General features: G+C 53.1%; 23 protein-coding genes. 20 read left to right on the plus strand and 3 right to left on the minus strand.

The window, feature by feature from the left end:
* The first annotated feature begins 56 nt into the window (after positions 1-56).
* The 20 genes from AMM03_RS07965 to AMM03_RS08060 all read left to right on the plus strand — a co-directional run bounded on the left by AMM03_RS07965 (position 57) and on the right by AMM03_RS08060 (position 20,557).
* Positions 57-1,457 (plus strand): flagellar biosynthesis protein FlhF, encoded by a 1,401-nt coding sequence (locus AMM03_RS07965; RefSeq protein ID WP_090130186.1) that lies wholly within the window; start codon positions 57-59, stop codon positions 1,455-1,457.
* A complete protein-coding gene (locus tag AMM03_RS07970; protein WP_090130188.1) occupies positions 1,450-2,268 on the plus strand; it encodes a MinD/ParA family protein in 819 nt (272 codons plus the stop codon). The genes AMM03_RS07965 and AMM03_RS07970 overlap by 8 nt, the downstream gene beginning before the upstream one ends.
* Positions 2,269-2,274: 6 nt before the next feature.
* On the plus strand, positions 2,275-3,021 hold the full coding sequence (fliA, locus tag AMM03_RS07975) for an RNA polymerase sigma factor FliA (RefSeq protein WP_090130189.1): 747 nt from the start codon (positions 2,275-2,277) through the stop codon (positions 3,019-3,021).
* Between the two features lie 149 nt (positions 3,022-3,170).
* Entirely contained in the window at positions 3,171-3,605 is a 435-nt protein-coding gene (fliS, locus tag AMM03_RS07980; RefSeq protein WP_090130789.1) for a flagellar export chaperone FliS, read from the plus strand.
* A gap of 90 nt (positions 3,606-3,695) precedes the next feature.
* Positions 3,696-4,559: a flagellar motor stator protein MotA gene (motA, locus tag AMM03_RS07985; RefSeq protein WP_090130191.1), complete on the plus strand. Its 864-nt coding sequence runs from the start codon at positions 3,696-3,698 to the stop codon at positions 4,557-4,559.
* Between the two features lie 5 nt (positions 4,560-4,564).
* Positions 4,565-5,608 carry a flagellar motor protein MotB gene (locus tag AMM03_RS07990; RefSeq protein WP_090130193.1) on the plus strand — a complete coding sequence of 348 codons (1,044 nt, stop codon included), beginning with the start codon at positions 4,565-4,567 and terminating at the stop codon, positions 5,606-5,608.
* A 131-nt stretch (positions 5,609-5,739) separates the two neighbouring features.
* Positions 5,740-8,130, plus strand: coding sequence for a bifunctional salicylyl-CoA 5-hydroxylase/oxidoreductase (locus AMM03_RS07995; protein ID WP_090130195.1), 2,391 nt, complete (start codon positions 5,740-5,742; stop codon positions 8,128-8,130).
* Positions 8,130-8,909, plus strand: a complete 780-nt coding sequence (locus AMM03_RS08000; RefSeq protein ID WP_090130197.1) for an SDR family NAD(P)-dependent oxidoreductase — start codon at positions 8,130-8,132, stop codon at positions 8,907-8,909. Before AMM03_RS07995 ends, AMM03_RS08000 begins: the two co-directional genes overlap by 1 nt.
* Positions 8,909-9,412, plus strand: coding sequence for a MarR family winged helix-turn-helix transcriptional regulator (locus AMM03_RS08005; RefSeq protein ID WP_090130199.1), 504 nt, complete (start codon positions 8,909-8,911; stop codon positions 9,410-9,412). Before AMM03_RS08000 ends, AMM03_RS08005 begins: the two co-directional genes overlap by 1 nt.
* Positions 9,409-10,269 carry an enoyl-CoA hydratase family protein gene (locus tag AMM03_RS08010; RefSeq protein WP_090130201.1) on the plus strand — a complete coding sequence of 287 codons (861 nt, stop codon included), beginning with the start codon at positions 9,409-9,411 and terminating at the stop codon, positions 10,267-10,269. The genes AMM03_RS08005 and AMM03_RS08010 overlap by 4 nt, the downstream gene beginning before the upstream one ends.
* Before the next feature lie 2 nt (positions 10,270-10,271).
* Positions 10,272-11,441: an acyl-CoA dehydrogenase family protein gene (locus AMM03_RS08015; RefSeq protein ID WP_090130203.1), complete on the plus strand. Its 1,170-nt coding sequence runs from the start codon at positions 10,272-10,274 to the stop codon at positions 11,439-11,441.
* Between the two features lie 2 nt (positions 11,442-11,443).
* Positions 11,444-13,135 (plus strand): AMP-binding protein, encoded by a 1,692-nt coding sequence (locus tag AMM03_RS08020; RefSeq protein ID WP_090130205.1) that lies wholly within the window; start codon positions 11,444-11,446, stop codon positions 13,133-13,135.
* Positions 13,136-13,145: 10 nt separating this feature from the next.
* The gene (locus AMM03_RS08025; protein ID WP_369793675.1) at positions 13,146-13,550 is read left to right on the plus strand and encodes a RidA family protein; all 405 of its coding nucleotides are present in this window, start codon (positions 13,146-13,148) and stop codon (positions 13,548-13,550) included.
* Positions 13,551-13,572: 22 nt separating this feature from the next.
* Entirely contained in the window at positions 13,573-14,658 is a 1,086-nt protein-coding gene (locus AMM03_RS08030) for a 2,5-dihydroxypyridine 5,6-dioxygenase NicX family protein (protein ID WP_090130793.1), read from the plus strand.
* Entirely contained in the window at positions 14,655-15,482 is an 828-nt protein-coding gene (locus AMM03_RS08035) for an alpha/beta fold hydrolase (protein WP_228764611.1), read from the plus strand. The genes AMM03_RS08030 and AMM03_RS08035 overlap by 4 nt, the downstream gene beginning before the upstream one ends.
* A gap of 70 nt (positions 15,483-15,552) precedes the next feature.
* Entirely contained in the window at positions 15,553-16,785 is a 1,233-nt protein-coding gene (locus AMM03_RS08040; RefSeq protein ID WP_090130796.1) for an acyl-CoA dehydrogenase family protein, read from the plus strand.
* Positions 16,782-18,341, plus strand: a complete 1,560-nt coding sequence (locus AMM03_RS08045; RefSeq protein ID WP_090130207.1) for a class I adenylate-forming enzyme family protein — start codon at positions 16,782-16,784, stop codon at positions 18,339-18,341. The genes AMM03_RS08040 and AMM03_RS08045 overlap by 4 nt, the downstream gene beginning before the upstream one ends.
* Before the next feature lie 33 nt (positions 18,342-18,374).
* Positions 18,375-18,977 (plus strand): NnrU family protein, encoded by a 603-nt coding sequence (locus AMM03_RS08050; protein ID WP_090130209.1) that lies wholly within the window; start codon positions 18,375-18,377, stop codon positions 18,975-18,977.
* Between the two features lie 12 nt (positions 18,978-18,989).
* Positions 18,990-19,550, plus strand: coding sequence for a nuclear transport factor 2 family protein (locus tag AMM03_RS08055; protein WP_090130211.1), 561 nt, complete (start codon positions 18,990-18,992; stop codon positions 19,548-19,550).
* 35 nt (positions 19,551-19,585) lie between these two features.
* Positions 19,586-20,557 carry an alpha/beta fold hydrolase gene (locus AMM03_RS08060; protein ID WP_090130213.1) on the plus strand — a complete coding sequence of 324 codons (972 nt, stop codon included), beginning with the start codon at positions 19,586-19,588 and terminating at the stop codon, positions 20,555-20,557.
* 36 nt (positions 20,558-20,593) lie between these two features.
* Here AMM03_RS08060 and AMM03_RS08065 read toward each other — a convergent pair whose 3' ends face one another.
* Genes AMM03_RS08065 through AMM03_RS08075 form a run of 3 tightly spaced genes read right to left on the minus strand, consistent with a single transcriptional unit; the run spans position 20,594 to position 23,076 of the window.
* A complete protein-coding gene (locus AMM03_RS08065) occupies positions 20,594-21,355 on the minus strand; it encodes a YecA/YgfB family protein (RefSeq protein ID WP_090130215.1) in 762 nt (253 codons plus the stop codon).
* Positions 21,356-21,404: 49 nt separating this feature from the next.
* On the minus strand, positions 21,405-21,845 hold the full coding sequence (locus AMM03_RS08070) for a putative toxin-antitoxin system toxin component, PIN family (protein WP_090130217.1): 441 nt from the start codon (positions 21,843-21,845) through the stop codon (positions 21,405-21,407).
* A complete protein-coding gene (locus AMM03_RS08075) occupies positions 21,832-23,076 on the minus strand; it encodes a THUMP domain-containing class I SAM-dependent RNA methyltransferase (protein WP_090130219.1) in 1,245 nt (414 codons plus the stop codon). Before AMM03_RS08075 ends, AMM03_RS08070 begins: the two co-directional genes overlap by 14 nt.
* Positions 23,077-23,078: the final 2 nt, after the last annotated feature.

The raw sequence follows: 23,078 nt of genomic DNA on the forward strand, positions 1-23,078 counted from the left end.
CTGAATTCACAAGTATTTAAAGAATTAACCCGCAGATTGACCGAGAGATAAACGCCATGGAACTCAAACGCATACTTGCTCAAGATACACGCAGCGCGACTGAAAAGGCGATGGCTTTGTATGGCCCCGATGTGCTGATCATCTCGAATCACCGAGTCGAAGGTCAAACTGAACTGATCGTGGCATTGGATGTGGCAGAAGCTTCTGCAGAAGAGTTGCTGGAAGAGAAATTGGACGCACAAGTTACCGCCACCACTGAGGATGTGTTGTTGAAGCGCAAGCCAGAAGCCAGCAAATCAACAGCAGCCGCGCCTTTTATCGATCAGTTGCACCAAGTCTTGAAACCCCAAGCTTTGAAAGAGTCAAAAGCAGTGAATGTGGCTCAAGCGGAAAGCACCGAGCAAATTTTGACACAAGGCCGCGAGCAAGTTCGCAGTCAAGAAATAGTCAGTTTGGTGCGCGAAGAATTGGCCGCATTGCGCCAAGAATTCAGGCTCAGCCAACAAACTGCCAGCTGGCAGATGAACCAATATTGGCCCGCACACATTCAGCCATTGGTCGAAGCCATGACTGAAGCTGCCGTGCCCACCGGATTGCGTGCATTGTTGCAAGAAGGTTTGCGTGAGCAGCCTTCCTTGGACCGCGCTCTGGAGAACATCAAGTCCCAGCTAACGCACAATTTAGAGCGCCCTCAAGAAGGTTTCCCAAACCGGGGTGTGCATGTGTTGGCTGGCTTGTCGGGTTCAGGCAAAACCTTGATGACTGCCAAGGCAGCCCAGCAAGGTGCGCTGAACTATGGCCCCGAATATGTGGCTGTGGTGAGTTATCACGACATGCGTGCAGGTGCTTGGGCGCAAACGCAAGTCTTGTGTGCACAACTGGGTGTGGATTGTTTCCGCGCTGCCGATGAAGAGACCCTCAAGGTCTTGTTGAATGAGTTGTCGCCCCGTCGTTTGGTTTTGATCGATACGCCCGGTGTGCAAATGGCCGAGCGTTTGCAAGAAATTGTGAGTGTGTGCCCTGCAGCTGGCTTGCACGCGGTGGTTCCCGCCGATTCTTCAGGTGTGACTTTGTCCCGCATCATGCTGAAATCACAACTGAAATGGCAAAGTCTCATGATCAGCAAGCTAGACGAGTCAAATTCGCCTTGGCCACTGATACAATTTTTGATCGCTGAAGGCGCTCAATGTGTGGTTTCTGCAGGCGGCAGTTCTGACCGGGTCATGGATGGCCTGAAGTCTTCTGGCCTGAAGAAATTGGTCAACATTGCTATGGCGCAACTGACGCCACCCTCTGAATTTTCAAAGGATGACATGATCGAGGCAGTCATAAATTCTGCTAAGGTAGAAGCAGAGCTCGTTGAGGTGGAAGCCGCCAACGAGCCGCTTACCCATGAGATGGGTTTGAGCCGCCCCAATTGGTCTGTCGAAATCCCTCAAAGTGAGCTTCATGGATAAAGCAAAAAGTACCCAAGTCATTGGCATCGCCAGTGGCAAAGGAGGGGTGGGTAAAACCACGGTCTCTGTGAACCTGGCCGTTGCTTTGCAGGCCATGGGTCACCGCGTCATGTTGTTTGACGCCGATATGAGCCTGGCCAATGCCCAAATTGCTTTGGGATGCCGCTGCCCGTATAACTTGAGTCATTTCTTGAGTGGCGAAAAAACCTTGGCTGAAATCATTGTCACCACCCGACAGGGCGTGAAGCTGGTGCCCGGTGCGTCCGGCATTCAGGAAATGGCGGCCTTGGGTGAGATGCAAGCTGCCAACATCGTTCGTGCTTTCAGTGCACTCGACGATGACATTGACTTCTTGATCGTCGACATGGCGGCAGGTATTTCGCCTGAAGTCTTGTCTTTCATGGCCGCGTGTTCAAGGCGATTTGTGGTGGTCCGTGACGATCCGTCCTCTATTGCCGATGCCTATGCCACCATCAAGGTGCTCATTCAAGACCATGGTTTGGATGAGATTTATCTCATTCCCAATGGCGTGGCCAGTGCCCAAGAAGGTTATCAATTGTTTGAGCGCATCAACCAAGTTTGCGCGCGATTTTTAAATCGCACGGTTCGCTACTTGGGCTCTATTGAAAATGATGAGCTTATTTTGGCCGCCCTCAAAAAATACCAACCTGTTGCCGAATTTGCGCCTGGAAGTGCTGGCGCACGTGACTTTAGGCGTTTGGCTGAAGCCGTGCGCCAACTCGAACCCATCGAAGAAGCCTCGGGTGGCTTGCAGTTTTTTGTGGAGCGCCTGGTGACCGCCAGAGCTTAAAAGAACATGGCCAAATCAACTCACCTTTACGAACAGGTTCAAAATAACAGCGAAGCGCTGGTCATGGCTCATTTGGGCATGGTCAAGCGCGTGGCTTTGCACCTGAAGGTGAGGTTGCCGCCTTTTATGGAGCTCGATGAGCTCATTCAGGTGGGCATGATTGGGCTTTTAGAAGCAGCCCGTGCCTACGATCCGGTCAAGGGCCTTGAGTTTGAAAACTTTGCACACAGCCGTGTGCGTGGTGCTATTTTGGACGAAGTCCGTCGCCTGTCTTTCTTGCCAAGGTCGGCAGTGGCCATCAACAAATCGCACAGCGAAGCCACTCACGAACTGGGCGCAGAGTTGGGCCGAACACCCACGCAAGCCGAATTGGCCGATTACATGGGCAAAGACATTGAGCTGTTTCACAAGGAGCGCACGCAAGCGCGTCGTTTTGAAACCTACTCGATGGAAGTGGTGACGGAAGAGGTGATGAACATTGCCACTGATACGTCCCAGCAGCCCGAGGCCATCGTCGAACATGAAGAATTCATGGGCGCCCTGACAGATGCCATTGCCGATTTGCCCGAGCGCGACCAATTGTTAATGAATTTGTATTACGTTGAGGAGCTCAACCTCAAAGAAATTGGCGAAGTACTGGGTGTGACCGAGTCACGCGTCAGCCAACTTTTGTCTGGCGTGGTTAAAAAACTGCGCGGTACATTGAAGGTCGAACCTGTCAATGTGGCCAAACCCAAGGGCGTGAAGTCATGAATTTGACCGCCCTTCATTCCCCAGTCAAGGCCAATGCCCCTCTGGCTTGGTCTTTCCTGGAAAAAAATGACTCATTTGAGCCTTTGGACTCAAGTTTCCTGGTGTCCCTCCGATTCCTGCTGTGTCAGGATCATAAGGAACAAGACATCATGCGAGTACATTTCAAGGCAATGGAGAGCTACGGCGAAGGCAATCACGCATCACAGGCGTTGGTGGCCGATAAGGTTGAACTCATTCAGATGCTCTTTGATGGCCTGATTGACAGCTTGGTGACTGCCAAAGGTCACATTCAGCGCGGTTCTATTGAAGACAAAAACAAAAGCTTGATGCGCGCTGGCCGCATTGTTTTGGGCTTACAAGGCTCATTGGATTTGGACAAAGGCGGCGACCTGGCCCGTAACCTGTACGAGTTGTACAGCTATGTGACACGCCGCTTGGTTCACGTGAACGCTCGCAATGACCTCGATGCATTGCAAGAAGTTCATACTTTATTGAATGAAATCCGCCAAGCGTGGCGTGATGTTCCTAATTTGTTACCCAAATCTGCACCTGCTACAGGTGTTGCAATGTCTTCAATGCATTGAGCTTTTGCCTGAAAGGGCAAAGCTTTGAGGGAACAATGACGGGCGCAACTGGGAAGCCAGCCGCCCGTTTGGTCGTTTTTGGAGAGAAATATGAATGCGATTATTGGTATCGTGGTTTTGATGGTCTGTGTGTTCGGCGGCTTTATCATGGCCGGCGGAAGCATGAAGCCGATTATCAAATCTGCGCCGATTGAAACCTTCATTATTTTGGGCGCTGGTATTGGCGGCATGCTGATCGGTAACAGCATGGACATTTTCAAGGGTGCCTTGGGTGGCATGGGCAAAGTGTTCAAAGGCCCAGCCTACAAAAAAGAAGATTATTTGAGCACCATTTTTGTGGTGTCCAAAATCATGAAAACGCTTAAAACCGAGGGCCCAGTGGCCCTTGAGGCGCACATTGAAAGTCCCGAATCCAGTGCCATCTTTGGCGAATACCCCAAAATTTTGCACGACCACGCTTTGCTAGATTTGGTTTGCAACACGGTTCGTTTGATGGTGGTTTCTACCAGCCCCTTGAGTCCTTATGCGGTGGAAGATGTGATGGACCTCTCCATCAAAACCCACCACCACGATGCCTTGAAGGCGCAAACCGCTTTGGCCACATTGGCCGGTGCGCTTCCCGCTTTGGGTATTGTGGCTTGTGTGTTGGGTGTGGTGAAAACCATGGACGCGATTGACCAACCGCCTGCCGTGCTGGGTGCCATGATTGGTGGCGCTTTGGTGGGTACCTTCTTGGGCGTGTTCATGGCTTATGGTTTCATTGAACCCATGGCTTCGCGCTTGGCTCAGATCATTGACGATGAAGGTCAAATTTACAAAGTGGTGAAACAAATCATCATTGGCACCTTACACGGCCACCCTATGCCTCTAATTATTGAGGCTGCGCGAGCGGGTATCAGTCACCACAATCAGCCTAGTTTTGCTGAGGTGTTTGATGGCTTGCGAGGGGGCTAACAGCCATGGCTGAGGAAGTTTTAGAAGCGCCCAAAGATGAAGCCCAAGCGCTAGCCGCTGAGGCGCCGGCTGACACGTCGGCCGAAGCGCAAGCAGAGGCCGAGGGTGAAGTTGCCCCCCTCATTCCAGAAGAGGCGGAAGTTGATGCGCCTGTGGTGGTGGCGCCCAGCATCACCATCAAAAAAATCATGGACGATGGGCACGGCGGTGCTCACGGCGGTGCTTGGAAAATTGCCCTGGCCGACATGATGACCGCCATGATGGCCTTCTTCTTGTTGATGTGGTTGTTGGGTGCGTCCAATGCCGACCAGCGCAAAAGCATTGCCGACTATTTCAAGCCCACTTCGCACAGCAATGTCACCATGGGCAAATTGGCAGGCTCTGATGGCATGCTGGGCGGCCGATCTGTGATTGACCCCGATGGCTTTCCTTTTTCTGCAAAACAAACCAGCGCGTTGAACATGGTGACACCCCGTTCAGAAGGCGGTCCCACAGAAAACGACCCATCGCCTAAAGGCTCAGACAGCAAAGAATCCGGGCAGGATGGTGACCCTGGCAAAAAGGCTGCAGAGGCCGCCGACAAAGCCAACTTTGACAAGATGGAAAAAGAAATCAAAGAGGCCATGGCCAAGAATCCGAAGCTGGACAAACTGAAAGATCAAGTGCAGTTTGCAAGGGACAAAGATGGCCTTCGCATTGAGATCATCGACAAGGCCGACTTTGCCATGTTTGGCTTGGGAACCACCAACATGACCCCCAGGGCGCAAGCTTTGCTGGGTGAAGTTTCCAAGACCTTGGCGGCCATGCCTAACAAAGTGGCCATCCGCGGTCATACCGACAGCGTTCAGTTTGCCAATTCAGACGACCGCAATAACTGGTCTTTGTCGGCTGAGCGTGCAGAAGAAACACGCAAAATTATCGAGAAGAAGGGCATACCGGGCAATCGATTTGCCAAAATTGAAGGTGTGGCCGATACCGCGCCCTACAACCCGAGCGATCCCAAAGACCCTCGAAACCGGCGTATCAGTATCACGGTGTTGCCCCAGTAAACTACCCTAAAAAGCAGCTTTTCAAAGCTGCTTTTTTTTCGTCCTTGACCGCCATGACGCACACCGCCATAATTATTTCAAGTTTCAACTATTGAAGTTAAAACAATTTTAATTGGGTCAAGGACATTTTCATGAAAATCGTGTGTTTAGGCGGTGGCCCCGCAGGGCTCTACTTTGGCTTGCTGATGAAGTTGCGGCATCCCGAGCACCACATCATGGTGCTAGAGCGCAACAAGCCTTACGACACTTTTGGTTGGGGTGTGGTGTTCTCAGATGCCACCATGTCCAAGCTGCAAGTGGCTGATCCCAGTACAGCATCAGAAATTTTGGGCGCATTTAACCATTGGGACGACATTGCGGTGCATTTCAAAGGTGAGACCATGCGATCGGGTGGTCACGGCTTTTGTGGCATTGGCCGCAAGCGTTTGCTGAACATTCTTCAAAAGCGTTGTGAAGAATTGGGTGTTGAATTGCTGTTTGAGCAAGAAGTCGATGCCAATGCGGACGTGGCAACTTTGTACCAAGCAGACTTGGTTATTGCGTGTGATGGTCTCAACTCGAAAATGCGCACGCGTTTTGCCAACACCTACAAGCCGGACATTGACGTACGTGATTGCCGCTTTGTTTGGTTGGGCACTCGCAAACTGTTTGATGCCTTCACGTTTGCCATTGAGGAAACCGAGCATGGCTGGTTCCAAGCGCACGCTTATCAGTTTGATGGCGACACGTCTACGTTCATCGTGGAAACACCCGAGTCCGTTTGGAAAGCGGCTGGCTTGGAGGACATGTCGCAAGAAGAATCAATTGCTTATTGCGAAAAGTTGTTTGCGCCATATTTAGACGGCAACCCCCTCATGAGCAACGCCAAACACCTGCGAGGTTCTGCCCATTGGATTAAATTTCCGCGTGTCATTTGTGACCAATGGGTGCATTGGGAGAAGTCTGCCAACGGCCGTGAAGTGCCTTATGTGTTGATGGGTGATGCGGCTCATACTGCGCACTTCTCGATTGGATCGGGTACCAAGCTGGCTTTGGAAGACGCCATTGAATTGGCAGACACATTTGAGCGTGTGGGTCACGATGTGGCGGGTATGAAAGAGGTCATGAAGGCCTACCAAGCCACACGGTCCATTGAGGTTTTGAAAATTCAAAATGCGGCGCGCAACTCTACAGAGTGGTTTGAAAATGTAGCGCGCTATGTCAATTTACCGCCGCAACAATTTGCCTACTCCTTGCTCACACGTAGCCAACGCATTTCGCACGAAAACTTGCGGCTGCGAGATGCTAAATTTGTTTCTGCTTACGAAAAATTCATGGGGTCCTTGGCCGGCATGGATGATGCGTCGCCAGGCAAATCAACACCCCCTATGTTCTTGCCTTTGCAAGCGCGTGGTATCACGCTTAAAAACAGAGTGATGGTGTCTCCCATGGCCACTTACTCTGCGGTGGATGGCTTGCCAGGCGATTTTCATTTGATGCATTACGGCGCACGTGCGGTAGGTGGTGCCGCTATTGTGTTCACAGAAATGACCTGTGTTTCGCCCGAGGGGCGCATCACGCCTGGCTGCCCAGGTTTATGGAACGACGAGCAGCAGCAAGCGTGGACACGCATTGTGAATTTTGTGCATGCGCAGTCCGATGCCAAGATCGCGTTGCAATTGGGCCATGCAGGTCGCAAAGGTTCGACACGCCGAGCTTGGGATGGCATTGACATGCCATTGAACGATGCCGCACGCGATGGCCAGAACTGGCCCTTGCTGGCGCCTTCAGCTTTGCCCTACATGGACGGCGTTAGCCAAGTACCGCATGAAATGACGCGCGCTGACATGGATGCAGTATTGGCTGAATTTATATCCGCTGCACAACGGGGCGTGCAATCTGGCTTCGATTGGTTGGAGCTTCACTGTGCGCACGGCTATTTGCTGTCTGGCTTTATTTCGCCTTTGACCAATTTACGCAAAGACAACTACGGCGGCAGCCTAGAGAATCGTTTGCGCTTTCCTTTGGAAGTGTTTGTGGCCCTGCGAAAAATCTGGCCACAAGACAAACCCATGTCGGTCCGTATATCGGCCCACGATTGGGTGGAAGGTGGCATTACGCCAGACGATGCCATCGAAATAGCCAAACAGTTCAAGGCCGCTGGCGTCGATTTTGTAGACTGCTCATCGGGTCAAGTGGACAAACGCGAGAAGCCTGTTTATGGCCGCATGTTTCAAACCCCCTTTGCCGATCGCATTCGCAACGAGGCCGGTGTGCGGACCATTGCCGTCGGTGCCATTTCAGAAGCTGACCACGTCAACAGCATCATTGCAGCGGGCCGTGCCGATTTGTGTGCGGTGGCCAGGCCGCATTTGGCCAATCCCTCTTGGACGATGCAGGAAGCGGCGCGCATTGGCTACACCGATTTGAATTGGCACAAGGCCTATGTGTCTGGCAAACGGCAGATGGAAACGAATTTTGAACGTGCAGCTTTGATGGCCGCCCAAGCGGCCTCACCAGCACAGGCCAAAGGAGAAAACTGATGCGCCACGTTTGGATCACGGGCGCAGGACGTGGCATCGGCGCCTCTGTAGCGCTCGTGTTTGCGCGCCAAGGTGCGGCTCTCAGTTTGTCGGGCCGCAACCTAGGCACCTTGAAGGCTCAAAAACTGGTTTTGGAAAAAACCTGCCCTGGCGTCAAAGTTCATCTGAGTCCCATGGACTTGAGCAATCCTCAATCTGTGACGGAGGCACATCGTTCTAATCAATTGGCTTTTGGCCCAGTTGAGGTGCTGATTAACAACGCGGGCCAAGCCCTGAGTCAACCCTTTGCCAAAACAGATTTGAATCTGTGGCAACAGATGTTGAGTGTCAATTTGACGGGAACCTATTTGTGCATTCAAGCGGCGCTGCCTGATTTGTTGTTGGCAGGATCTCAAGGCAAATCCGCGCGCATTGTGAACATTGCCAGTACAGCGGGTTTGAAAGGCTATGCCTATGTGTCGGCATATGCTGCAGCCAAACACGGCGTGATTGGTCTGACACGCAGCTTGGCTTTGGAGTTGGCTCGCAAAGGCGTGACTGTGAACGCAGTCTGCCCTGGCTTTACCGAAACCGATATTGTGCGCGACTCGATTGCCAACATTGTGAGCAAGACGGGTCAAACCGAAGCGCAAGCGCGTGAGGCTTTGGTGGCGCACAACCCCCAGAAAAAAATGATTCAACCTGACGAAGTGGCGCAAACCGTGTTGTGGTTGTGTGCCGACGCCGCATCGTCAGTCAACGGCCAATCAATCGCCGTGGACGGCGGGGAGACCATGTGATGACTTCAGTTGCCAGCCTCTCGGTCAATGCCGATCATGAATTCAGAGCGCACGCCGATCAGCATGCATCTTTGCGATTGTGGTTGCGCTTGCTTTCGTGTACCACGCGAGTTGAAGACAAGATTCGTCAAAACTTGCGCGAGTCTTTTGACATTACCTTGCCGCGTTTCGATTTGATGGCGCAACTCGAGCGACACCCTGATGGACTGACCATGGGTGAACTTTCAAGGCGAATGATGGTCACGGGCGGCAACATCACCGCCATCGTGGACCAATTAGAAAAAGAAAAACTGGTGATGCGCCAAGTGGGTGCAACCGACCGCCGTTCCTTTACGGTCAAGCTCACCAAAGCGGGTCGCGATGCATTTTCAGACATGGCGGTATCGCATGAGGAATGGGTGGCCGAGATGTTTGCCGGCCTGTCTAACAATCAGCAGAATCAGTTGTACAGCTTGCTGGCTGCACTGAAAAAGAATTTACAAAAACAAGAGGAGACATCATGAGCCAAAAATATTTACCAGGCCAGCCGCAGCAGCTGCCACGTCACAACAACAAGTTGGCCAACTACAAAGCGGAACATGTGTTGTTTGAAGTCAAAGACGGGGTGGCCACACTCACCTTGAACCGACCCGAGCGCAAGAACCCCTTGTCGTTTGAGTCGTACGCCGAAATGCGCGACTTGTTCAGGGCGCTTTCATATGCTGAAGATGTGCATGCAGTGGTTGTAACAGGCGCTGGCGGAAATTTTTGTTCGGGCGGCGATGTGCATGAAATCATTGGGCCGCTTACCAAGCTCGATATGCCAGGTTTGCTGACTTTTACACGCATGACGGGCGACCTGGTCAAAGCCATGCGAGCATGCCCGCAGCCCATCATCTCTGCCATCGATGGCATTTGTGCGGGTGCTGGCGCCTTGTTGGCTTTGGCATCCGACTTGCGCTACGGCACAGCGCGCAGCAAAACTTATTTCTTGTTCAACAAAGTGGGCCTTGCAGGCTGTGACATGGGGGCGTGTGCTTTGTTGCCGCGCGTGATTGGTCAGGGGCGTGCGTCGGAATTGTTGTACACCGGTCGCGGCTTGCCAGGCGAAGAGGCTGAGCGCTGGGGTTTTTACAACCGTGTGTGCACACCCGAAGACGTGTTGGCCGAGGCGCAAGCCATGGCCAAAATGTTGGTCAGTGGCCCCACCTTTGCCAACGGCATGACCAAAAAAATGTTGCAACAAGAATGGAACATGGGTGTAGACGAGGCCATCGAGGCCGAGGCCCAAGCGCAGGCCATCTGCATGGCGACCAACGATTTCCACAGGGCCTACCACGCCTTTGTGGCCAAGCAAACGCCTGTGTTCCAGGGAGACTGACCATGAATTCAGCGGCACATTTGGCATGGCCTTTTTTTGAGGCGTCACACCGAGATTTCAAAGCCAGTTTGCAAGACTGGACGACCCAACAATTTGCGGGGCTACACGGCCACGATGAATCGCGCGATGCCATTGACAAAGAGTGCGTGAGCTTGGTCAAGGCCTTGGGGCAAGGCGGCTGGCTGAAGCCCGCCATTGCAGGCCAAGCGCATGGCGGCGCATCCGAAGTCATTGACACTCGCACCATTTGTTTGTTGCGCGAAGAACTGGCTTGGCACCATGGGTTGGCCGATTTTGCGTTTGCCATGCAGGGCTTGGGGTCTGGTGCTATCAGCCTCAAAGGAACGCCTGAGCAACAAGCAGCCTATTTGCCCCGCGTGGCCAGTGGACAGGCCTTGGCTGCATTTGCGCTGAGTGAACCAGAAGCGGGCTCTGATGTGGCGGCTATGCAATGCAGCGCCACAGAAACGCCCGAGGGCTATCGCTTGAATGGTTTCAAAACGTGGATCTCCAATGGCGGGATTGCCAGCTTTTACGTGGTCTTTGCACGCACTGGCGAAGCACCAGGCGCTAGAGGCATCAGCGCCTTCATTGTGGACGCTGACTCTGCGGGTTTGGACATCGCCGAACGCATCGATGTGATCGCGCCGCATCCTTTGGCCAAATTGCATTTCAACAATGTCTTGGTGCCCCATGCCAAACGCATTGGCGCCGCGGGCGAAGGTTTTAAAGTGGCCATGGCCACCTTGGACGTGTTCAGAACTTCGGTAGCTGCAGCCTCGCTGGGCTTTGCACGCCGCGCATTGGACGAGTCGATTGCATGGGCCAAACAACGCAAGATGTTTGGCCAGTCGTTGGCAGATTTTCAAATCACGCAAAGCAAATTGGCGCAGATGGCCACCTTGTTGGATGCTGCCACTTTGTTGACTTACCGTGCCGCTTGGCTGCGCGATCAGGGGCAGCGCATTACGCAAGAAGCGGCCATGGCCAAAATGACTGCTACCGAAAATGCCCAGCAAATCATTGACATGGCAGTTCAAATGCATGGTGGCATGGGCGTGAAAAAAGGCTGTATCGTTGAATCGCTTTACCGTGAAATTCGGGCCCTTCGAATTTACGAAGGTGCCACCGAAGTTCAGCAGTTGATCATTGGCCGTGACTTGCTCAAGTGAGGATGAACATGACGCAATCTCTATTGCCTTCTTCGCACCGCGACACCTTCACCAGAGACCGATTGCCGCCGCAAGATCAGTGGCCTGTGTTTGTGTTCGATCGGCTTGAAGTTCAGTACCCACCCCAACTCAATTGCGTGAGTGCCTTGCTCGACACGCATGTGATTCAAGGCAAAGGTTCGCGCATTGCGGTTAAAGGCGCAGACGCTAACGGTTCTATTGAGTGGACCTATGCGCAGCTGCAGGCCAAGGTGAATCAAATTGCCCATGTGCTGGTCAAAGACATGGGTCTTCAATCGGGCGAACGCTTGTTGCTGCGAGGCGGCAACAGTCCCATGATGGCCGCTTGTTTTTTGGCCGCATTGAAGGCTGGCTTGGTGGTCGTACCCACCATGCCTTTGCTGCGTGCCGCTGAATTAAAGCAAATCATCGACAAAGCCCAAGTGAGTGCAGCCCTGTGCGACAGCTTGTTGGCAGAGGAGTTGGCACATTGTGTCGACAGCACCCATGCGCATTTTTGCAAGTCCTTAAAGCAAGTCAATTGGTTTAGATCGGAAGAAGTCAGCGGTGTTGAAGCTCGCATGACAAAGCATCCTGCTGTGTTTGATGCCTATCCCACCAGTCGTGACGATGTGTGCCTGATTGCTTTTACCAGCGGCACCACAGGTCAGCCCAAAGGCACCATGCATTTTCACCGCGATATTTTGGCCATGTGCGATTTGTTTCCCAAACATGTGTTGCACATGAGCGAGACCGATGTGGTGTGCGGCACACCGCCCATTGCATTCACCTTTGGCCTGGGCGGCTTACTGGCATTCCCTTTGCGATACGGCGCGTGCGCGGTGCTGCTTGAAAAATACACACCAGAGTCTTTGTTGTTGAGCATTGACAAGTACCAGGCCACACAGTGTTACACCGCGCCCACGATGTACCGACAGATGGCCATGTTGGTGGCGGACAAACCCGGTGCGTTTGCATTGAAATCTTTAAAGCACACGGTGTCTGCCGGCGAGGCTTTGCCCGATGCCACCCGTCAATTGTGGAAAAAAGCCACGGGCATTGAAATGACCGATGGCATTGGCGGCACCGAAGTCATTCACATTTACATTGCCAGTGCGGGCCAAGAAGTCAGAGCGGGCAGCATTGGCAAAGTGGTGCCTGGTTATCAGGCGCAAATTGTGGACGAAGACATGAAGCCAGTGCCGCCAGGTACGGTGGGGCGCTTGGCAGTGCGTGGCCCAACGGGTTGCCGGTATTTGGACGACCCCAGACAAAAAGATTATGTGAAGGACGGTTGGAATTTGCCCGGCGACACCTTTGTGATGGACGTTGATGGGTACTTCAGTTACCAGGCCCGCAATGACGACATGATCATCTCAGCGGGGTACAACATCGCGGGGCCGGAGGTGGAAAGCGCTTTGATGCAACACCCCGCAGTGGCGGAGTGTGGTGTGGTCGGCGCTGCCGATCCAGAGCGCGGTCAAGTGGTCATGGCTTTTGTGGTTTTAAAGCCAAGCCACACAAGCTCGCCTAAATTGGAAAAAGAAATTCAAGATTTTGTGAAACAAACCATTGCACCCTTCAAGTATCCAAGGCGCGTGGTCTTTTGCGAAGCTTTGCCGCGCACAGAAACAGGTAAGTTGCAGCGCTTTAAATTGCGTCAGCAAGCGCCTGCCTTCAATTCAGAAAAATAAGGAGCAAACCATGTCTCAAGAAATTTTGCGAGTTCTACAGCCAGAGGGCTGGGCGCCTGCCAAAGGCTATGCCAACGGCATTGCTGCGCGCGGTGAAATGATTTTTGTCGCGGGTATGATTGGCTGGAATGGCCAGTGCCAGTTTGAAACCGATGACTTTGTGGCACAGTGCAAACAAGCGCTTCAAAACATTGTGGCCACACTGGCTTGCGCGGATGCAGGCCCTGAACACATGGCCCGCATGACTTGGTATGTCAAAGACAAAAAAGAATATGTGGCAAGGGGTCGCGAGTTGGGCAAGGTGTACCAAGAGGTGATGGGTAAAAACTACCCAGCTATGACCTTGGTGCAAGTGGCCGATTTGGTAGAAGACCGCGCATTGGTTGAAATAGAGGTGACGGCCGTCAAACCCTGAATTGGCTTTGCCAGGAGTTGAAATGTTGATTGAGCAAATTGAACACCGGTGGTTAAACGCTTTTGAGCGAACTTTTGCTTTGTGCAAAGTTCAGGCCGGCGAAGTGGTGGCGCTGCTCACCGAAAGCCAATCTAGGCGTGTCAATGTCGATTTGGCAAGGCTCTCTTTGCAGCGCATGGGCGCCCAGGTGTTCGAAGTCTGCTTGCCCACACCCGCACTGACGGCGCCTGCACCTGTTCGGTCAACAGGCGCCACAGACGTGATTCAAAACTTGGCGCCGGTAGTGGCCGCTTTGCAGCGCGCCAACCTGATTGTTGATTGCACAGTCGAAGGCATGCTCCATGCGCCCGAATTGCCCGCCATTCTGAAAGGTGCGGATGGCGTCGTGCCACGCTTGTTCATGATTTCCAATGAGCATCCAGAAATATTGGAGCGCACTGTGCCCGACCCTGCGCTGGAGGGCGTGGTGCGCAATGCCATGAAGAAACTGCGGGCTACGCAGCACATGCACGTGACCAGCAAAGCGGGCACCGATCTGAACATTCAATTGAAATCTGCGGTGGTAGGCGGCGTGTGGGGTTTTTGTGCCAAGCCAGGCATGGTCTCACATTGGCCAGGTGGCTTGGCTTTGGCCTTTCCGGCCGCAGGCAGCGTGAACGGCACACTGGTCATGGCGCCCGGCGATGTCAACCTGACTTTCAAGCGGTATGTGCGAGACACCATTCGCCTCACTATTCAAAACGACACCATCACCCAAATTGAGGGCGAGGGTGTCGATGTCGACATGATGCGAAATTACTACCAAGCCTGGATTGACAAAGAAGGCCATCGCGATGCGTGTGCTGTGTCGCACGTGGGCTTTGGATTGAATCCTGCTGCACGCTGGGATGCCATGACCTTTTATGACAAGCGCGATTGCAATGGCACAGAACTCAGAGCCTTTGCGGGTAACTTTTTGTATTCCACAGGCGCCAATGAAGTGGCGGGTCGCCATACCTTGGGTCACTTTGATTTGCCCATGCGATCTTGCACCATTCAACTGGATGGCACGTGTGTGGTGCAAGAAGGCCAACTGGTTTCAGGCGTGTTTGAAAGCGCGGCAGCATGACGATGGTCATGCCCCTGTCAACGCCGGCATGGTTGGAGGCCGGGCCCAAAGATGCGACTGTGGCTGTCGTGTTTTTGCATGGCATTGGGGGCGGCAAAAAGGGATTTCAACCTTCGGTAGAATTTTTTGCAAAGCAAGGCCATCGCGCGCTAGCTTGGGACATGCCAGGCTATGGCGACAGTCTGCTTGAAGGTACTTTGAGTTTTGAAAGCCTGGCGTTGTCGCTAGAAAAACTATTGGATGCAGCCCATGTTCAGAAAGCCATTCTGGTGGGTCACAGCATGGGCGGCATGGTGGCGCTGCAGGCTTGGACGCATTGCCCCTCTCGCATTGCAGGCATGGTCATTGCGGCCAGCAGCCCGGCGTTTGGTCAGCAAGACGGCGATTTTCAAAAGCAATTTGTGGCTCAGCGCTTGGCGCCTTTGGACGCAGGGCAGACGATGGCGCAAGTGGCTGACAAATTGATTCCCAACATGGTGTCGCCGCATGCCTTGCCATCCGGCACTAAATTGTCTGAGTATCCGATCGGTTTGGCTTTGGCGCATGCCTGCATGTCTGCGGTACCGCCCAGCACGTACCGAGCGGCTTTGCACGCCTTGGTCAAGTTTGAGCAGCGTGCCGCTTTGCCAAGTATTTCGGTGCCAACGCTTTGCCTGGCGGGAGAGCACGACAAGACTGCCCCGCCCGAGGTGTTGCGCCGCATGGCACAAAAAATCCCGAATGCGGAATTCGCATGCATTCCAGGTGTTGGTCACCTGATGAATTTTGAACAAGAAGCGCCCTTTCACGAGGCTATCTTGACTTGGATACACCGTCATTTTTGAACAGAGAATTTTCATGAGCACGAGTCCGACAACGATTTCGACCCCAACGCCGGCTTTGGCCAAACCCTACATGCCCATCTGTGGCGATGACTATCCCCTCACAGACAAACAAAAGCGTCTGATGGCCTTGGCGCATGATCTGGGGCGAGAGAAGTTTGCACCCAGAGCCGCGCAGTTAGATCGGGAGGCCCAGTTCCCTTTCGAGAATTACAAAGACATGAAAGATGCGGGCCTTTTAGCCCTGTGCGTGCCTGAAGCGCATGGCGGTCAAGGCGCCGATTACGCCACCTACGCCATGGTGTCTGCAGAAATTGGTCGCTGGTGCGGTGCGACGGCCCTCACCTTCAACATGCACGTGTGCACCATGATGTGGAGCGGATTGTTGTCCGAAGATTTGGACATGACACCCGAGCAAAGAGCCTTGCACCGCGTGCATCAAAAAGCGCACTTTGCCCGTGTGGTCAATGACGGGGCCATTTATGCACAGCCATTTTCTGAAGGGGGTGCAGCCGCAGCAGGTGCACAACCGTTTGGCACACAGGCGGTGAAGGTGGAGGGCGGTTGGCGCATCAATGGCAAAAAAATCTTTGCATCCTTGTCGGATGCCGCCGATTTTTTTGGTGTGTTGTGTACTGAGAAAAAAGCCGATGCCGATTTGTCTCGCCGCGATACGCTTTATTTGGCAGTGCCTCGCAATGCACCAGGCTTAACAGTGGAAGGCGATTGGGATCCCTTGGGCATGCGCGCCACCGTATCGCGCAACTTGATCTTCAAGGATGTGTTTGTTTCTGAAGATGCGGCGCTCATGCCGCAAGGTATTTATTTTCAGGCGGCCAGTCGTTGGCCGCACATGTTCATGACTTTGTCGCCCACCTACATGGGCATTGCGCAAGCCGCCTACGATTTTACGGTGGCCTATTTGCGTGGCGAAATTCCGGGCACGGGCCCTGTCAAGCGCCGCCAGTTTGCCACCAAGCAAATTGCCGTGGCTGAAATGTTTGTGAAACTAGAGCAAACACGGAATTTGTTTTTGCGCGCCATTGAAGACGCCAAAATCGATCCGCCCAAATCGTCGCGACTGCGTGCCTATGCAGCGCAGTACACCATCATGGAGAACGCCCAAGACATTGCACGTTTGGCCATTCGCACCTGTGGCGGTCAGTCCATGTTGAAGTCTTTGCCACTTGAGCGTTTGTACCGCGATGCGCGTTGCGGCTCGCTCATGCTGCCTTGGACGGCTGAGCTTTGCCTCGATCGTTTGGGGCGAGAAACCTTGTACGAGGCTGGTGAGAAAGACGAATGAGCGAAAGTTCAGTCATTGCGCAGCGTTTTAAAACGCTGGCCTTGAGTAAGCCCAACCAGCTGGCCATTCGCTTCGGTATGCCAGGGCATACCGAAGACTTTGACTTTGCTAAATTTTGGCGCCGTGTTGAACGCGTCACTGGGCATCTTCAAAACACCTTTTGCCTAAAGGGTGGGCAACGTGTGGCTTGGTTGGGTTTAAATCATGAACTGCAATGTGTCACCTTCATAGCGTGCGCGCGATTGGGTTTGATTTTCATGCCACTGAATTACAGGTTGGCAGTGGCTGAATTGAAGATGGTGATGAAAGATGCCACACCCAGCTTGTTGGTGTATGACGCTTTACATGAAAGCACGGCAAATACCTTGACGCTAGAGCAGTTGGGTGAATTGCCTCAAAGTGATTGTCATACAAGCTTACTTGAACGCCTCATCGACCATCCCTCTCCCAGGCACATTGAGTTTCCTAGAATTTCTGAAGATGCAGACCTGCTGTTGGTGTACACGTCGGGCACCACTGGCTTACCCAAGGGTGCATTGCATACACAGTCTGGGCTGCTTGCCAATGCGGAGGCTAGTCACCAAGCGCACGATTTCACTGAGCATGACATTGTTCTTTCTACATTGCCGATGTTTCATGTAGGCGGTTTATGCATTCAAACTCTACCGGCATTGCTGGCAGGTGTTTCTGTTCATCTTCATCCTCGCTTTGATCCATCCGCTTGGCTGACCGCTGTGACTGAGGGCGCAGAAGCAAGTCGGCCCACTCTCTCTTTGTTGGTGCCCGCCACGCTACGAGCTGTTTTGGACCACCCCAATTGGGCACATGCAGATTTAAAAAGTTTGCGTGGCATCATGACCGGTTCCTCCACTATGCCTGCCTCTTATTTGCAACAATTTCATGCGCGTGGCATTCCTGTTGGGCAAATCTATGGCGCTACAGAAACTGGGCCAGTGAGTGTCGTTTTGAAGTTCAAAGATGCCATCTCTCGCATCGGCTTTGCAGGTTGGCCCCATGCGCGCCTGACCCTGAAGTTGATCGACCCTGAAGGCTGTGAAGTCCCCATCGGTACAGCAGGTGAAGTCTGTGTCAAAGCGCCCAATGTCATGCGCGGCTATTGGTCGTCGTCTCACACGCAAACATCAGATGGCTTACAAGACGGGTGGTTTCATTCAGGTGACATGGGATTTTTGGATCAAGAGGGTTGCTTGCAAATTGTGGGTCGCAACAAAGACATGATCATTTCTGGCGGGGAAAATATTTACCCTGCGGAAATTGAAAATGCCTTGATGGCTTTCCCCGGCGTTGCTGAATGCGCGGTGGTTGGTATGCCCGACGAGCGTTGGGGTGAAGTTCCTGTGTTGGCTGTCACACGACAAGCCACACCCGAAGGCAATCAGTTGAGTGCTGAAGATATTTTGTCGCACTTGCAGAGCAACATTGCACGTTTTAAATTGCCACGGCGAGTGTTGTTTCTGGAACAGTTGCCCAAAAGCGCTTTGGGAAAAGTCCAAAAACCGTTGCTACAAAATCAACTGATTCGCTCAAATTCCTAGACAATGCTAGTTCTTTCCTCATCAGGAGTTTGCATGACGTGGTTAATCTTGGGACTTGTTTTATTTCTAGGCCCTCATTCGGTACGAATCTTTGCGGACGATTGGCGCACTAAAACCATCGAGTCTGTGGGCGAAAAAGCCTTTAAGGGGGTGTACGCCGTCATCACCTTGTTGGGTTTTTATGCCCTCATCATCGGTTATGCAGAAGTCAGAATGCAGCCTGTGCTCGTTTGGCAGCCGCCTATTTGGACACGTCATATGAGTGTGCTGCTGATGCTATTTGCTAGCATTTTGTTGGTGGCAACGTACATTCCTGGCAATCACCTCAAGTTGCGCCTAGGGCATCCCATGGTTCTGTCGGTCAAGGTCTGGGCCTTGTCGCATTTGCTGGCCAATGGCAACTTGGCAGACCTTCTTTTGTTTGGCGCCTTTTTACTTTGGTCTGTGCTCATTTACAGAGCCTCTAGAGCACGAGACCGCGCCAATCTGCAGAAGATAAAAAGTGAAGACGCCAGCTCTGAGCCTGTTGCAAAAATGTCGGCTACTTTGACAGCTTGTGTTCTCGGAACATTGCTTTGGGCGGGGATCACTTTCTATTTGCATGCAATGGTCGTTGGCGTCTCGCCACTGAGTTAATAAGGATTCAATATGCCTGTCATTTCTGTCACCCTGCTCCCTGGTTATCCTCAAGACGCGCAGCAGCGCTTGGTTCAACGTTTGGCCCACACGGCGCGCTCTGTCATTGATGCCAGCGATGCAGGCACGACAGTTTTTGTTCAAGAGGTCAGCGCTTATCGCCGCGATGGCAATGTGTTTTCCAGTGGCGGACCTGTCTTGCCCGAAGGCAGTCAACTGGTTGCTCAATTCTTGGACTACATGGCCGCCAGAAATTTAGAGGCTGCACAGACTTTTTTGGCGCCTAATTTTGAAATGGTTTTTCCAGGCGGCGAAACCATGCGTCAATTGACAGCGTTGTTGGCCTGGGCTGCGCCGCGTTATCAGAAGGTATGGAAAACCAACATGAGTTTTGATGAGTCTTGGCAAGGCGACAAAACTGTGGTGTATTGCCGCGGCATGTTGAATGGTGTTTGGCTCGATGGCACTGAGTTCAAAGACATTCGATTCGTCGATCGCTTTGAATTGGTGAAAGGCAAACTGCAGCGTCAAGACGTTTGGAACGATTTGGCCGAAATGCGCGCCAAAGGCTGATTGCCAAAAGCGCATGACAGTTGCAAAATCATTCTATGAGCACACAAGAAATTTTGCCTTCCACATCCGAAGCACCAAACGTTTGGTTTGATGGTTTTGAAAAACGTCAATTCAATGTCAATGGTGTGGTGGTGTGCGCGCGCATCACCGCCAATTGGTTGTCGCAATTGGAAAAGCCGGTCTTGGTGTTGTTGCACGGCTTTCCGCAAACCCATGTGATGTGGCACCGAGTGGCCCAAGCTTTAAAAAACGACTACCGCTTGGTGCTGCCCGATTTGCGAGGCTATGGCGATTCGTCGCATGCACCAGGCCTGCCCGATCACAGCAACTACAGCAAACGGGCCATGGCACAAGATGTGGCGGGCTTGTTAGACCAACTCAATGTGGACGATTTCTTTTTGTGCGGCCACGACCGCGGTGGGCGCGTGGCGCACAGATTGGCAGTCGATTTTCCATCGCGTGTTTTGAAACTGTGTGTACTCGACATCGCGCCTACGCTCGACATGTACAAACGCACGGACATGGACTTTGCGCGCGCTTATTACCATTGGTTCCATCTGATTCAACCCAGCCCCTTGCCCGAGAAAATGATTGGTGGCAATGTGTTGCATTACTTGCATGCCAAATTGGGCGGCTGGGGCTCTGGCAATACGAGCTTCATTGAACCCGAAGCCATGGCCGAATACGAGCGCAGCCTCACCTTGCAGCCCGAGCAAGCTGGCGATATCTTGCCTGCAGTGCATACCGCCTGTGAAGATTACCGGGCGAGTGCCGGCATTGACTTGGTTCACGATCAAGAAAGCCGCGACCAAGGTCTCAAAGTGAAGTGCGATTTGCTGGTGCTTTGGGGCGAAAAAGGCGTGGTCAACAGAATGTTCAAGCCGCTAGAACTTTGGCAAGCGCAATGTGCGGGTCAAGTGTCGGGCCATGTGGTGCCATCGGGGCACTTCATCCCTGAAGAGTTGCCCGAAGTCACCATCACGGAATTAAAAACCTTCATGGTTTGAGCGCGCGCTCAAACAGCTCAGTTCAAAGAGCCCAGATCAATGGGCGCCGCAACACTTCTTGTATTTCTTGCCGCTACCGCAACTGCACACATCGTTGCGGCCTGGGGTTGCTTCTTTAATCACTTGCGTCACGCGCGGACCAATGCTGCGCCAAATTTCACGCAAATCATAGACCGCCCATAATGCTTCGCCATAAGTGTTCAACCGTGATTCGCTGACGCTCAAGGGGCCGTCTTCGCTGAGCGCAGAGAGGGTGGGTTCATCGGTGTCGTCTTCGGTCAAAGCCACAATGGCTTCTAGCGCAGTGTCGTGCCATTGCGCCGCATCTTTGTCTTTGGGTGCATTCCATTCGTCTGGCCAGTTTTCGACCACGTACATGAATCCCAAAGCCCAGACTTGTGCAAAGGCTGGAATTTCTTCGCTGGCAATTTCAGCGCGCTCTTCGGGTGGCAGGCTGGCAATGGCGCCGCGCACATCCATCACTTCAGGCGCATAAGCGCTGTCTTCGTCCAGCGCTTTAATTTCGGTATCGAGTGCCAGCTTGACTTCGTCAAAGCGTTGTTGCCACAAGCGCAAGAAATTGACTTTTTGAGCTTCGTCTGTGAAGCCAGCGCCGTCATCGTCCAAGCCCAACAGCACTGGCAGCCATTCTGTTTCAGGAATGGCGCGGCGGCAGCAAATCAGGGCGACCAAGAAGCCTTCACAAAATTCCCATTGGGGCGTTTCTTCGTAGCGCGTGCGCAAATCGTCCAAGATGTCGTCAAGGGCGTCGAAGTCTTCAGGTTGCAGGCCAGTCATAGGGGGTTCCTGTGATCAATGATAGGTAAGGATTGCGAAGATCGCGCATTCACTGCGCTGGAATTTCGGTCGGGTTGAGCATCACGCCCGATTGAAATAAACGTTTTTTCATGCACAAAATAGCAGCGTCTTTGCTAAGCAAGGGCACTGCGTGGGCCACTGCTAGGTCGATGAATTTTTGATCGTCAGGATCTTTGCAAGTGCAGGGCGCTTTGACCGCAGGTTCAGCCAGCAAGTGGTGTTCATCAAAGCGATTCAAAATGTCTTGTGCTTGGAGCTTGGACTTGGCCATGCGCTTGATGATGTGCGGGTAGGTGAGTACGCGCTCAAGTTCATCGCGCATGCTGCTAGTGGCTAAATGTGCAATCAGTCCGCTTTGGAGTGCGGCGCGCAAAGGCACGGTGGCAGGGTCTTCAAACAACCAAAGGTCGAGCACGATGTTGGTGTCGATGACCCAGGGGTGTGACTGTTGCGCCTCAGAGCTTGTCACGCACCGAACCCTTCATGAGGTCGAAGCGGAACATGCGGCACTCAATAGGGCCATTCCACATGGGCACTCTGCGAGATTCTTTCAAGCGCATTTTGGAAGGCAACTTCAAATCGGGGGTCAGCATCCAAGCGGTCCAGCCGTTGTAATTCTTTTTCCAATGCGAAGCCAGTTGGGCAAAGAACTCGCCGCCATCGTCGCCTTCAGCAATTTCGCGAGCGCGGCTGAGGTCAACGTTGTCGCGTGAGCGGCCCATTCCACCGGGTTCGCGGTTTCTGTCTCGGCTTGAAACACCGGCCACACCCGCAGCCGCAATGCGCTCGCCATAGGGCGGGTTGAGCAACATGATGCCGGGGGTTTCACAAGGTGGCATGCGCTGAAGTGCATCACCGCCGCGAGCTTGCACCACTTGACCCACACCCGCGCGCTCGGCATTACGCTGTGTGAAGTCCACCATTCGGAACGCCACATCGGAGGCGTGAATTTCGGTGGTGGGCGCATGCTCTTGCGCGCGCGCATCGTCTTGCAAGGCTTGCCATACGTGCGGTTGAAACGGGAGCAATTTTTCGAAGGCAAACCGGCGCATGATGCCGGGCGCAATGCCGCAGGCAATTTGGGCCGCTTCAATGGCAATGGTGCCGCTACCGCAGCAAGGGTCGTACAAAGGGGTGTGTGCGTCCCAACCACTGGCTGCCAACATGGCGGCTGCCAAAGTTTCTTTGAGAGGCGCATCGCCTTTGTCTTCGCGCCATCCGCGTTTAAACAAAGGCTCGCCCGAGGTGTCCATGTACAGCGTGCAAGTGTCGGTAGTCAGGTGCACGTAAATGCGCACATCGGGCCACTGCGTATTGACGTCGGGACGTTCGCCGCGCTTGGCGCGAAAGCGATCGGCCACAGCATCTTTGATTTTGAGTGCCGCAAAATTCAAGCTAGTGAGCGGGCTGTGTTGCGCGGTGATTTCAATCTTGAAAGTTTGCTTGGTGGTGAACCAAATTTCCCAAGCCACAGCGCTGGCTGCGTCGTACAAATCTTTTTCGCTGCGGTAAAAAGTTTGTGACAGTTGAATCAAGACGCGTTGTGTGAGACGGCTGTGCAAGTTCAGACGCATGGCATCGCGCCATGAGGCATTGGCCATGACGCCGCCACGGCCCGTTAAAAGGTCGTTGCCTGTCAGGCCGGTGAGTTGATGCACCTCATCGGCCAGCAAGCCTTCAACACCGGCGGCGCAAGGCATGA

It is taken from the genome of Limnohabitans sp. Rim11, assembly GCF_001269365.1.
In the GTDB taxonomy this organism is placed as follows: Bacteria; Pseudomonadota; Gammaproteobacteria; order Burkholderiales; family Burkholderiaceae_C; genus Limnohabitans_A.

Bases quoted from the DNA above. Each gene is read 5' to 3' on its own strand.
- AMM03_RS08015 (WP_090130203.1), top strand. From the start codon at position 10,272: ATGAATTCAGCGGCACATTTGGCATGGCCTTTTTTTGAGGCGTCACAC.
- AMM03_RS08060 (WP_090130213.1), top strand. From the start codon at position 19,586: ATGAGCACACAAGAAATTTTGCCTTCCACATCCGAAGCACCAAACGTT.
- AMM03_RS07990 (WP_090130193.1), top strand. From the start codon at position 4,565: ATGGCTGAGGAAGTTTTAGAAGCGCCCAAAGATGAAGCCCAAGCGCTA.
- AMM03_RS08005 (WP_090130199.1), top strand. From the start codon at position 8,909: ATGACTTCAGTTGCCAGCCTCTCGGTCAATGCCGATCATGAATTCAGA.
- AMM03_RS07965 (WP_090130186.1), top strand. From the start codon at position 57: ATGGAACTCAAACGCATACTTGCTCAAGATACACGCAGCGCGACTGAA.
- AMM03_RS08040 (WP_090130796.1), top strand. From the start codon at position 15,553: ATGCCCATCTGTGGCGATGACTATCCCCTCACAGACAAACAAAAGCGT.
- AMM03_RS08045 (WP_090130207.1), top strand. From the start codon at position 16,782: ATGAGCGAAAGTTCAGTCATTGCGCAGCGTTTTAAAACGCTGGCCTTG.
- motA (WP_090130191.1), top strand. From the start codon at position 3,696: ATGAATGCGATTATTGGTATCGTGGTTTTGATGGTCTGTGTGTTCGGC.
- AMM03_RS07995 (WP_090130195.1), top strand. From the start codon at position 5,740: ATGAAAATCGTGTGTTTAGGCGGTGGCCCCGCAGGGCTCTACTTTGGC.
- AMM03_RS08075 (WP_090130219.1), bottom strand. From the start codon at position 23,076: ATGCCTTGCGCCGCCGGTGTTGAAGGCTTGCTGGCCGATGAGGTGCAT.
- AMM03_RS08000 (WP_090130197.1), top strand. From the start codon at position 8,130: ATGCGCCACGTTTGGATCACGGGCGCAGGACGTGGCATCGGCGCCTCT.
- AMM03_RS08055 (WP_090130211.1), top strand. From the start codon at position 18,990: ATGCCTGTCATTTCTGTCACCCTGCTCCCTGGTTATCCTCAAGACGCG.
- fliA (WP_090130189.1), top strand. From the start codon at position 2,275: ATGGCCAAATCAACTCACCTTTACGAACAGGTTCAAAATAACAGCGAA.
- AMM03_RS08025 (WP_369793675.1), top strand. From the start codon at position 13,146: ATGTCTCAAGAAATTTTGCGAGTTCTACAGCCAGAGGGCTGGGCGCCT.
- fliS (WP_090130789.1), top strand. From the start codon at position 3,171: ATGCGAGTACATTTCAAGGCAATGGAGAGCTACGGCGAAGGCAATCAC.
- AMM03_RS08050 (WP_090130209.1), top strand. From the start codon at position 18,375: ATGACGTGGTTAATCTTGGGACTTGTTTTATTTCTAGGCCCTCATTCG.
- AMM03_RS08035 (WP_228764611.1), top strand. From the start codon at position 14,655: ATGACGATGGTCATGCCCCTGTCAACGCCGGCATGGTTGGAGGCCGGG.
- AMM03_RS08020 (WP_090130205.1), top strand. From the start codon at position 11,444: ATGAACATGACGCAATCTCTATTGCCTTCTTCGCACCGCGACACCTTC.
- AMM03_RS08030 (WP_090130793.1), top strand. From the start codon at position 13,573: ATGTTGATTGAGCAAATTGAACACCGGTGGTTAAACGCTTTTGAGCGA.
- AMM03_RS08065 (WP_090130215.1), bottom strand. From the start codon at position 21,355: ATGACTGGCCTGCAACCTGAAGACTTCGACGCCCTTGACGACATCTTG.
- AMM03_RS08010 (WP_090130201.1), top strand. From the start codon at position 9,409: ATGAGCCAAAAATATTTACCAGGCCAGCCGCAGCAGCTGCCACGTCAC.
- AMM03_RS07970 (WP_090130188.1), top strand. From the start codon at position 1,450: ATGGATAAAGCAAAAAGTACCCAAGTCATTGGCATCGCCAGTGGCAAA.